The sequence below is a fragment of the Sphingomonas sp. CCH9-F2 genome, assembly GCF_001556735.1.
In the GTDB taxonomy this organism is placed as follows: Bacteria; Pseudomonadota; Alphaproteobacteria; order Sphingomonadales; family Sphingomonadaceae; genus Sphingomonas; species Sphingomonas ginsenosidimutans.
Map to the genome: position 1 here is coordinate 1 of NZ_LSJO01000678.1, position 11,060 is coordinate 11,060.

An 11,060-nucleotide genomic window follows, 5' to 3' on the forward strand; every position below is an offset into this window, starting at 1 on the left:
CCCTACCCCCCGATCAGCATCGCGCCCGCGGCGGCGAAACCCGCCACCGCCAGGATGCCCAGCACGCGCGCCAGCGATTCCTTGCGGAAATCCCCCAGCCGCTTTTCCACCAGCCAGAAGGTGCCCGCCGGGGTCTTCTCGATCGCGCCGAACGCCACCATCCGGTCGAAGACGCGCCGTTCCAGCCGCCCCGCCGGCCGTTCGAAGGCGATCGCGCTTTCCTTGCGGGTCGCGCCCGCCGACACGAAATGCCATTCGATGCGCTTGCGCGCGCGCGCCACCATTGCCGCCACCACCGTCCCCGACATCGCCTGCGATTCCTTCTACGCTATTTCCGCCCCTGATGGCGGATGTTGCCCGGCCGCCCGCGCCGCTTGAGCACGCGGGGCGGCTTGGCGCCCTCGCTGCGCCGCGTACCGCCGCGCGCGCCGCCGGCGGGCGTGCCGTAGCGGCCCTCGGGCAGTTCGAAGCGCAGCGCGCCCGACACCGGATTGGCCTCCGCCAGCCGCAGGTCGAGCCGCTGGCCCTGCGCATATTCCTCGCCGCTGGTTTCGCCCACCAGCCGCCGGGCGCCCTCGTCGAAGCGGAAATATTCGCCGCCCAGGTCACGCACCGGCATCAACCCGTCGCCGCCCATCCCCTCGACCGTCGCGAAGAAGCCGAAATTGGTCACCCCGGTGATCCGCACCGGCACGATCTGCCCGACACGCTCCGCCAGGAAGGCGGCGACATAGCGGTCGATCGTCTCGCGCTCGGCCTCCATCGCGCGGCGTTCCAGCGCGCTGATCGTCTCGCCGACGCGCTCGAAATCCTCGTCTCCGCCAAGCCCGCCTGGTCCCAGCGCATAAGCGGACACCAGAGCGCGGTGCACCATCAGGTCGGCATAGCGGCGGATCGGCGAGGTGAAATGCGCATAGCTGCCCAGCGCCAGCCCGAAATGGCCGTGGTTGGCGGGCGCATAATAGGCCTGCGTCTGCGAGCGCAGAATCTGCTCCATGATTTCCGGCCGGAAATCGGCGTCGCCGACCCGCTCGATAAGATGGTTGAACGTCTTGGGCCGGATCACCTGCCCCAGCGCGAAGGGGACGCCGAACGTCTCCAGATAATCCTTGAGCGCGACCAGCTTCTCGCGCGCGGGGGGTTCGTGGACGCGGTACATCACCGGCGCCTTCTTCGCCTCCAGCGCCTTGGCGGCGGCGACGTTGGCGGCGATCATGTAATCCTCGATCAGCCGATGCGCGTCGAGCCGCTCGCGCGCGGCGACCGACATGATGCGGCCCTGCTCGTCCAGCACCACGCGGCGTTCGGGCAGGTCCAGTTCCAGCGGGGCACGGGCATCGCGCGCCTTGGCGAGGGCGCGCCAGCAGTCCCACAGGGGGATGAGCGCCGTGTCGACAAGCCCGTCATCCCAGCGAACACCGGGATCGGGCGCCGTGGGCGTGTCGGTGGTGGGGGGAGATCCCGGTGTTCGCCGGGATGACGCATGACGGTCGATCGCCGCCTGCACGTCCTCATAGGCGATGTTCGCCGCCAGCCGGACGGTCGCGCGGGTGAAGCGCCATCCCGTGAGCACCCCCGCCTTCGACACCTGCAGATGGCAGGCGAGCGCGGCGCGATCCTCCCCTTCCTTCAGCGAACACACGTCGGCGGAAAGGATTTCCGGCAGCATCGGCACGACGCGGTCGGGGAAATAGACCGAATTGCCGCGACGGCGCGCCTCGCGGTCCAGCGCGCTGCCGGGGCGGACGTAGAAGCTGACGTCGGCGATCGCGACGATCGCCTTCCACCCGCCCTCGTTCGCGGGATCGTCGTCGGGCGCGGCCCAGACGGCGTCGTCGTGATCGCGCGCATCCGCCGGGTCGATCGCGACGATCGGCAGGTGGGTCAGATCCTCGCGGCCCGCGCCCAGCGGCTGGCGCGCGACCCGCGCCGCTTCCTCCAGCGCCTCCGCGGCGAAGACGTCGGGGATGCCCAGCCGGTGGATCGCGATCAGTGAGAAACTGCGCGGCGCGAACGGATCGCCCAGCCGCTGCACCACCCGCGCGGTGATCCGCGGCGGGCGCCCGGCCTTTTCGGCCAGTACCAGCTCGCCCGCCTCCGCACCGCCGGCATCGGAGACGGCGACTTCGCGCCGCTCCTTCTTGTCGACCGCCTGCAACCACATCCGCTCGCCGTCGCCGCGCAGCACACCGATCATCTGTTCGGCGCTGGGTTTCAGCACCTTCATCGGGTGCGCGGTCCAGCCGCCGCCGGTTTCCTCGGTGCGCGCCAGCACGCGCTCGCCGACGCCCAGCGCGCCGCGTTTGCGTTCGCGCACGCGGATGCGCGGCGCGGGCACGTCGGTGTCCCACCGTTCCGGCGCGGCCCAGACGTTGCCGCCGTCGTCGACGTCGACGATACGCAGCACCGTCACCTTGGGCAGGCCGCCCATCGCGTGGAAGGCGCGGCCGGGGGCGCTGTCGATCAACCCTTCGTCGGCCATGTCCTTGAGCAGCGCCTTGAGCGCGATCTTCTCCTGCGCTGACAGGGCGAAGGCGCGCGCGATCTCGCGCTTGCCGGCGGGGACATCGGACGTGGCGATGAAATCGAGGATCTGCTGGCGCGTGGGCAGGCCGGGCGGCGGTTTCTTGGGCACGTCAGCGGCAATAGGCGATGGCGCGCGCCGACGCCACCGCCCCCGTCATGCCGTCGCCCCGGCGGTGGTCGAGCCGCTGATCGGGTGCGACGCCTCCCCCATATGGCGCACGAACGTCTCGAACGTGCGGCCGGTCACGCGGATTTCATTGAAGGCGGGCGGGGTGGCGCGCGTCCGCTTCGACAGCGTGCCCGCGCCGATCATCCGCACGCGCCAGCCGTTGCGGTCATAGGGGATGTCGAACGGATCGTGGACATGGCCCGACAGCACCGCATGTGCGCCCGCGTCCGCCAGCGCCGCCAGCGCGACGTCGCCGTTGCGGGTGCGCGCCGTCCCGGTCGTCCCGCCCTCGATCAGCGGGTGGTGCCCGGCGACGAAGATCAGGTGATCCTTCGGCGCATCGGCGATGATCGCCAGCGCGCGGCGCAGCGAACCGGGGCTGACCCGCCCCTTCGACCAGTTCCACCGCCATTGCGCGCGCGCGGTGGTCTTGAGCGGGACGACGGTGATCCCGTCGACGTCGAGCGGCCGTTCGATCATCTTCTCGACCGCGGCATAGCGCGAATAGGGCGCGAACAGCCGGCGGATCGGGTCCCAATAATACGGCAAATCGTGGTTACCGACCTCCAGCGTCACCGGCACGCCCAGGCTGCGCAACCACGCGCCGCCCGCCTCGAACTCGCGCGTGGTGGCGCGCATCGTCAGGTCGCCGGTCATGATCACCGCATCGGGGCGCTCGCCGGCGACGCAATCGGCGAACCACGCGATCGCCGCGGGGTCTTCCGCGCCGAAATGGACGTCGCTTACGTGGAACAGCTTGGTCATGCGGCGGGCTTTCGGGTCTGAAGCAGGATCGGGCGGGTCTGAAGGAACATCGGGCGCGATCGTTCCAAGCGCAGAACGCTGCCCGCTGGCAAGAGCGCGGGTTCACCGTCGAACAAGGCGGCGACCGGGCGACGGCCGTGAACCCGCACCGTCGGGCGGTGGAGACTGGTGACCGCCCCCGCCGCGATCCAATCGCCGGTCAGCCATTCCCAGCCGAGTTCCGCGAGCATCCGCCCGTCCGACGCATCGACCGCGGCGATCCGCAGCGCATCGTCGCCGGCGCTGACGAACACCGCCTGCGGGCGCCCGGCAACCCCCTCGATCGCGATGCCGCGCCCGCGCGAGCGGTGCCAGGCGGCGCGCACCGCGCGCAACGCGCCGCGCCAGCGGCCCGCGCGCCAGCGCTCGCGCGCGCGGTTCCATGCCGTCGCTGGGCCGAGGATGACGCCGACGAACGCGCGATGCTCCGCCGCGGCGATGACCGGCAGATCGACCACCCGCGCCTGATCGAGCTGCTCGACGATCGCCACAGGCGCCGCATCGCCGTGCAGCGCCCGCGCCAGCAGGTTCATCGTGCCGCCGGGCAGGATCAACAGCGCGCCCGGCCAGTCGGCGTAGCGCCGCGCCGCCGCGTTGATGGTGCCGTCACCGGCCAGCACCGCGACGGTATCGACCCCCGCCGCGGTCAGGTCCCGCGGTTCGGGCAATGGCTCGGTCGGAAAGTCGGTGCGCCCTGCCAGCGCGCCGCGCGACTCGAGCGCCGCGACCACGCCCTCCCGCGTCGTGTCGGACACCGAACCGGAGCGGGCGTTGGCGATCAGCCAGAAACGGGTCATGCGCGCCCAACGCGCGCGGTCGGGAACGGCTGCACCGCCGGACCCGCGCCGATCAGAAAAGGCGGCGCTGCCGCCGCCCCCTGCGTTACGCCGACGGCGCCACGATCGCGACGGCCACCCCCTGCATGCCGGACACGCGCGGCGGCGTGCGCCCGATCTTGCGGGCCAGCGCGGCCGGATCGGCCAGCGTGACGCGGCCGCCCTTCCATTGCAGGTCGCCGTCACGGCGCGCCTGCTGGACCATGCGGTTGACATGGACCGAGGTGAGGCCGAGCGCATCGGCCAGCACTTCCTGGGTCAGCGGCAGGTCAAAGGCATTGCCCTGCGCCATCTCGTTACGCGTCAGCCGTTCGTGGAGTTCGAGCAGCAGGTCGGCGATCCGCTCCTGCGCGTTGAGCCGCCCCAGCCGGGTGATCTGCGCCAGCAGATACGCCTCGTCCAGCGCCGCGCTCAGCGCATAGGCACCGGCCCGCGCGGGTGTCTCTTCGATCGACGGCGGGCGGCAGGCGACGACGTCGGTCACCGCGATCACCGTCGCCGCCGCCAGCGGCTGCGGCTGCGCGCTCATCCCGATCAGGTCGCCGGGCAGCAGGAAGCTCATGAACTGGCGGCGGCCGTCCGGCAGCAATCGCACCCGCGCCGCCCAGCCGCGCAGCAGCAGCCGCGGCTCGGCGATCGGGCGCCCCTCGCTGGTCAGCTCGCGGCGCGCGCGGACCGGATAGGCGCGGGCGACGGCATCCGCCAGGCTGGCGGCGCCAGCGGCGTCGTTCAGACCCAGCGCGGCGAGCCCGACCAGCGCGGGTTCACGTGCCAGCTCGTGCCGAGCGTCTGCGGCGTGCGCGTTGTTGCGGGGCATTGCATATTCTCCTTGGCACCAGACGCTCGACCGCTCGGATGACAGGACGTCGGGGGGTACATCCGGGTGGCGACACACAGCCTACACCAGATTGGGTAATGCCAATCAATATAGTCCTTTACGCCAGATAGCACGGCCGATGCGGCCAAGCGGTGCCCCACCGGGAGGAGCGGCCTGCCAGGTGCTTGACGCGCACCCGCGCCGCCGTCACGATTCGCGCCGCCCATTTGTGCCGCGTCGCGCCGCATCCCCGCGCGCTCACAGCATCGCATCGCCATCGACCAGCGGCACGTCAATAGTGCAGCGCACGCCACCGCCCAGGAATTCCAGCGTCGCCGTCGCATCCAGCCGCCGCGGCAGCGAATCCTCGATCAGCAGCGTGCCGAATCCCTGACGTGCCGGCGCGATCGGCACCGCGGGCACCCCCTTTTCGGTCCAGGCGAGCCGCAGGCGGGGCGCCGTCGCGTCGGTTGCGGCGTCGACCGACCAGCCGATGTCGACCCGCGCGCCGGGCACCTTGAACGCGCCGAACTTGACCGCGTTGATCGCGAGTTCGTGGATGGTCAGGCCCAGCACCTCCGCCACCATCGGCGGCAGCGCAACATCGGGACCGTCCAGCCGCAGCCCGGCCCCCTCCCCCACGCCGACGTTGAGCAATTCGTCGCGGATCAGGTTTTCCAGGTCGACGCGCCCGCTGGCGGTCTGCGCCACCACCGATTGCGTGCGCGCCAGCGAATCGAGCCGGCCGCGGAAATGGTCGGCGACCTCGTCCAGCGCGGCACCCGAATCGACCGTCTGCGCGAACACCGACCGTACCACCGTCAGGATGTTGCGCACGCGATACTGCAACTCCGCGACCAGCTCGCGCTGACGATCCTGGAGCAGGCGCAGCTCGCTGACGTCGCTTGCCGCGCCCAGCCAGTGGGTGACGGCCCGGCGGTCATCGCGGACCGGAACCTGGCGGACCAGATACCAGCGATAGCTGCCGTCGCGCTGGCGCACGCGATGCTGATGGGTCAGCGGCTCTCCGCTTGCATAGGCATGGCGGAACGCGCGCTCGCTGGCGGGGGCGTCGTCGGGGTGGATCTGCTCCAGCCAACCCCAGTCGCTGCTTTCGTAGAACGGCTGACCGGTCAGGCGTTGCCACTGGCTGTTGGTGGCAAGGGTGCGCCCTTCGGAATCGGCGCGCCACAGCATGGCCGGCACCAGCTCGAACATGGCATCGCGCATCGCCTCGCTTTCGCGCAAGTGCCGCTCGGCGCGCTGGCGCATCAGCGCCTGGACGATCGCGGGGGCCATTTCCTCCACCATTTCGCGTTCCTCGTCGCGAAACCCGCCCTCGCGGTTGCCCAGCGCGATCAGCCCGATCGTCCGACCACCGTGACGCAGCGGCACGCCCATGAAACTGCGGAGCGGCGGGTGGCCGTCCGGCGTGCCGATCCGGTCGGGGTGGGTCGCCGGATCGTTGGCGATCAGGCTTACCCCGTCGCGCACGACCCGCCCGTGCAGTCCGTGGACGTGGAACCCGTTGAGCAGCTTGCCGCGCGGCCATTGCGGATCGTCGCGGGTGAAGGCCGCCCAGCCGCGCTCGCTGATCGCCAGATCGTCGAGCCGGCCGGTCGTGTCGTTCACCTCCCCCATGAAGCTGAACGCGGCGCCGGTGACGTCCTCGGCCACCGCCAGGCACATCTGGCCCAGCGTTTCCTCCGACGAGGCGGACAGCGCCTCGCGGAAGATCCGGTTGATGCCTTCCAGCACCGCATTCTTCCGACGGAGCGCGTCCATCAGGATCGCATGGGGGTATTCCATCCTCGCCACTCCGCCGTCACACATCACCTATCTACGGAAATTTCGTTGATAAATAATGCTTTATCACTGGGCATCGCCCTTTGTAGCGGTACGATAACGATCAAACCATGCGACAATGGCCGCAATGCGCGCCGCGGATTGCGACGGGCGCGCCGCCAGCCCGCCGTGGCTGGCGCCCGGGACCTTCACCAGCGCGCTGGGAACCCCGGCGATGCGCAACGCGGCGTAGTATTGCTCCGCCTCGCTGACCGGCGTGCGATAATCCTCGCTGCCGACCACCACCAGTGTGGGCGTCTTCACATGGCCGACCAGGCTGAGCGGCGAGCGGTTCCAATAGCCCATCGGATCCTCCCACGGCAGCTTGGCGAACCAGTAGCGCGACGTGAACAGCGTGTTGTCCATGGTCAGCGCCTCGCTGATCCAGTTGACGACCGGCTTCTGCGTCGCCGCGGCCTTGAACCGGTTGTTCTTGCCGACGATCCACGCGGTCAGCAGCCCGCCGCCCGATCCGCCGGTGACGAACAGATTGTCGGGATCGGCGGTGCCGTCCGCGATCGCGGCATCCACGGCGGCCATCAGGTCGTCGTAATCCTGCGCCGGATAGGTCTTGTTGATCAGGTTGGCGAATTCCGCGCCATAGGAGGTGGAACCGCGCGGATTGGTCCACAGCACGGCATAGCCGGCGGCGGCGTACAATTGCATGTCGGTGCCGAAACCGGGGCCGTAGGCGGCATGCGGGCCGCCGTGGATTTCGAGCACCAGCGGCACGCGCTGCCCCGGCCGGCGCCCCGGCGGGGTGGCGATCCACGCATCGATGGCGCGGCCGTCCGGCGCGGTCACCGCGATCTTGCGCACCGGCGCCATCGCCTTGGCCGTCGCCAGCATCGCGTTGAGATCGGTCAGGCGACGCGCCTTGCCGCCGGACCACAGCCACACGTCGGCCGGCGCCTCCGCCCCGCCGCCGGTGAAGGCGACCGCGCCGCCGGTCGAGACCGAGAAGTCGCCGCCGGTGTATGGCCGGTCCAGCCCCCCGCCCTTCAGATTGTCGGCGACCGGCACGACGCGCCCGTCCAGCCCGATCCGCGCCAGCTTGCGCAGGCCATGGTCGTCATAGCTGGCGAACAGGCTGCGCCCGTCGCCGGCCCATTGCGCATCCTCAATCGCGCGGTCGAGCGACGCGGTCAGCGAGCGCGGCGCCGCGCCGTCCGCGGCGCCGACGTACAGTTCGCCATTCTCATAGGCGCGGCGCTTGTCGTCGAACCCCACCCAGGCGAGCCGCGTACCGTCCGGCGACCAGCGCGCGCCGCCGTCCGGCCCGTCGCGCGTGGTCAGCGTGGTCAACGCACCGGTGGCGACGTCGACGGCATGGACGTCGGTGTTCATCACCTCGCGCTCGGCATCCTTCGCGCGGATCGCGGAAAAGGCGATGCGGCGGCCGTCGCGGCTCCACGACAGCGGGCCTTCGTCGTCGAACCGGCCGAAGGTGAGCTGGCGCGCCGCGCCGCCGTCCGCGCCGACCACGAACAGATGGTCGTAGCCCGGCTTGCGATACCCCGGCCCGTCGTTGCGATAGGTGATGCGATCGATCACCTCCAGCGGCGGCGCCCATTTCGCACCCTCCGGCTTGGCCGGTGCCTTGCCCAGCGTGGCGGCGTCACCCGCGACATTGGCGATATAGGCGATCTGCCGCCCGTCGGGCGACCAGGCGATCGCACCCGGATCGCCGGGAAAGCTGGTGATGCGCGCCGACACGCCGGTCGCCACCCAGCGCACGAACAGCTGCGCCGCATCGCCGTCGCCCGCGACATAGGCGATGCGCGTGCCGTCCGGCGACCAGCGCGGGTTGCTGCCCGATGCGACCAGCGGCGTCTGCCGCCCGCTGGCCACGTCGATCAGCCACAGCGATCCGGCCATGCGATCGGTCATGATGTCGCCGGTACGCCGGACATAGGCGATCTGGCGGCCATCCGGGCTGATCTGCGGATCGCTGGCGATCGACAGGCCGAACAGGTCGGCGCCGGTGAAGCCGCGTACCGGGCCGTCGGCGGTGGCGGCGGCGGGCTGGGACGTCGGCTGGGACGGCGGCTGGCTCTGGGCGAGGACGGGATAGGGGGTCAGCGCGATCAGCGCCACGGACAGAAGGAAACGCACGGTCGATCGGCTCCGGCAAATGGTGACAGCGGTGACCATGGCGCAAGCGCGGCGCAGCGCAAGCGCGATATGACCCGCGGCCCATGACCGTATACCGTTCGATACAGTCGGAAACGATCTGGATCAGCGGCGTTCCGCGATGCAGAACATCGACGGGCGAATCCGTTTCGATACCGGCTGCCCAGGGGGACTTTCATGAACGACGAACCGGCCTTTACCCTGTCGCGCCGCGGCGCGCTCGTCGGCGGTGCCGCCGCCGCTGCCGCCGGGGCGGTGCCGATCGACGCCGGGGCCGCCCCGGCGCAGCCCGCGCCGCCGGCCGTCCCGGTCCGCTTCACCGTCAACGGCAAGGCGCGCGCACTGGAACTCGATCCGCGCGTCACGCTGCTCGATGCGCTGCGCGAGCATCTGGAGCTGACCGGCAGCAAGAAGGGCTGCGATCATGGCCAGTGCGGCGCGTGCACCGTGATGGTGGAGGGCAAGCGGATCAATTCGTGCCTGACGCTGGCGGTGATGCATGACGGCGACGACATCACCACGATCGAGGGGCTGGGCCGCCCCGGCGACCTCCACCCGATGCAGGCCGCGTTTGTAAAGCATGACGGCTTCCAGTGCGGTTATTGCACCCCCGGCCAGATCATGAGCTCGATCGCGGTGCTGCAGGAGATCAAGGACGGCGTGCCCAGCTACGTCACCGCCGACGTCGCGGGCAAACCCGCGCTGACCGGCGAGGAACTGCGCGAGCGGATGAGCGGCAACATCTGCCGCTGCGCCGCTTATTCCAACATCATCGCCGCGATCGCCGACGTGGCGGGGGCAAAGGACGTCGCATGAAGCCCTTCACCTACGAACGCGCCGCCAGCCCCGCCGCCGCGGCCGCAGCGGTCGCCCGCACGCCGGGCGCCAAATTCGTCGCGGGCGGCACCAACCTGCTCGACCTGATGAAATTGCAGATCGAGACGCCGCGCCACCTGGTCGACGTCAACCGGCTGGGCCTCGACACGATCGAGCCGACCGCCGAGGGCGGATTGCGGGTCGGCGCGCTGGTCCGCAACACCGCGCTGGCCGCCGATCCGCGCGTGCGCCGCGATTACGGCGTGCTGAGCCGCGCGCTGGTGTCGGGCGCCTCTGGGCAGCTGCGCAACAAGGCGACGACCGCGGGCAACCTGCTCCAGCGTACGCGCTGCCCGTATTTCTACGACACCAACCAGCCGTGCAACAAGCGCCAGCCGGGGTCGGGCTGTGCCGCGATCGGTGGGTTCAACCGCAACCTGGCGATCCTGGGCACCAGCAAGGATTGCATCGCCACGCACCCCAGCGACATGGCGGTGGCGATGCGCGCGCTCGACGCGACGGTCGAGACGGTGATGCCCAATGGTCAGGCGCGGCGTATCGCGATCGCCGATTTCCACCGCCTGCCCGGCGGCACGCCGTGGGTGGAAACCGCGCTGGTCGCGGGCGAGATGATCACCGCGGTGACCCTGCCCGCGCCGGTCGGCGGCACGCACATCTATCGCAAGGTGCGCGACCGCTCCTCCTATGCCTTCGCCAACATCTCGGTCGCGGCGGTGCTGCGTCCGACGACCGGGACCGCGCGCTTCGCCTTCGGCGGCCTTGCGCACAAGCCGTGGCGGGTCGAGGCGGCCGAGACCCGCGTCGACGGCGGGGCGAAGGCGATTGCCGCCGCCGCGCTGGCCGGCGCGCAGACCACCGACCAGAATGCATTCAAGGTGCCGCTGGTGGAGCGAACGCTCGCCTCGGTCCTTGCCGAAGGAGCCGCGGCATGAAGTTCGAGACGCCCGCGGGCACCAATCCGATCGACCAGCGCCGCGTGATCGGCAAGCCGACGCCGCGCATCGACGGCCCGCTGAAGGTGACCGGCACCGCGCCCTACGCCTTCGAGCGCAACGACGTCGCGCCCGGCCACGCCTATGGCGTGATCGTCGGC

The 11,060-nt window shown here is 70.7% G+C and carries 9 protein-coding genes; 2 read left to right on the forward strand and 7 right to left on the reverse strand.

The window, feature by feature from the left end:
• Positions 1–2 precede the first annotated feature (2 nt).
• The 7 genes from AX685_RS19465 to AX685_RS19495 form a co-directional block, all read right to left on the reverse strand.
• Complete coding sequence (locus AX685_RS19465) at positions 3–308, reverse strand: hypothetical protein (protein ID WP_066491725.1); 306 nt, start codon at positions 306–308, stop codon at positions 3–5.
• 20 nt (positions 309–328) lie between these two features.
• On the reverse strand, positions 329–2,635 hold the full coding sequence (locus AX685_RS19470; protein WP_066491726.1) for a ribonuclease R family protein: 2,307 nt from the start codon (positions 2,633–2,635) through the stop codon (positions 329–331).
• A 45-nt stretch (positions 2,636–2,680) separates the two neighbouring features.
• Positions 2,681–3,460: a metallophosphoesterase family protein gene (locus AX685_RS19475; RefSeq protein ID WP_066491731.1), complete on the reverse strand. Its 780-nt coding sequence runs from the start codon at positions 3,458–3,460 to the stop codon at positions 2,681–2,683.
• On the reverse strand, positions 3,457–4,296 hold the full coding sequence (locus tag AX685_RS19480; RefSeq protein ID WP_066491732.1) for a diacylglycerol/lipid kinase family protein: 840 nt from the start codon (positions 4,294–4,296) through the stop codon (positions 3,457–3,459). The genes AX685_RS19475 and AX685_RS19480 overlap by 4 nt, the downstream gene beginning before the upstream one ends.
• Positions 4,297–4,381: 85 nt before the next feature.
• Positions 4,382–5,152, reverse strand: coding sequence for a Crp/Fnr family transcriptional regulator (locus AX685_RS19485; protein ID WP_066491734.1), 771 nt, complete (start codon positions 5,150–5,152; stop codon positions 4,382–4,384).
• Between the two features lie 258 nt (positions 5,153–5,410).
• Positions 5,411–6,961, reverse strand: a complete 1,551-nt coding sequence (locus AX685_RS19490; protein ID WP_066491735.1) for a sensor histidine kinase — start codon at positions 6,959–6,961, stop codon at positions 5,411–5,413.
• A 63-nt stretch (positions 6,962–7,024) separates the two neighbouring features.
• Complete coding sequence (locus AX685_RS19495) at positions 7,025–9,151, reverse strand: S9 family peptidase (protein WP_066491737.1); 2,127 nt, start codon at positions 9,149–9,151, stop codon at positions 7,025–7,027.
• A 156-nt stretch (positions 9,152–9,307) separates the two neighbouring features.
• Here AX685_RS19495 and paoA point away from each other — a divergent pair, with 156 nt between their 5' ends.
• On the forward strand, positions 9,308–9,946 hold the full coding sequence (gene paoA, locus AX685_RS19500; RefSeq protein ID WP_066491739.1) for an aldehyde dehydrogenase iron-sulfur subunit PaoA: 639 nt from the start codon (positions 9,308–9,310) through the stop codon (positions 9,944–9,946).
• Positions 9,943–10,899 carry an FAD binding domain-containing protein gene (locus tag AX685_RS19505; protein ID WP_066491741.1) on the forward strand — a complete coding sequence of 319 codons (957 nt, stop codon included), beginning with the start codon at positions 9,943–9,945 and terminating at the stop codon, positions 10,897–10,899. Before paoA ends, AX685_RS19505 begins: the two co-directional genes overlap by 4 nt.
• Positions 10,900–11,060: the final 161 nt, after the last annotated feature.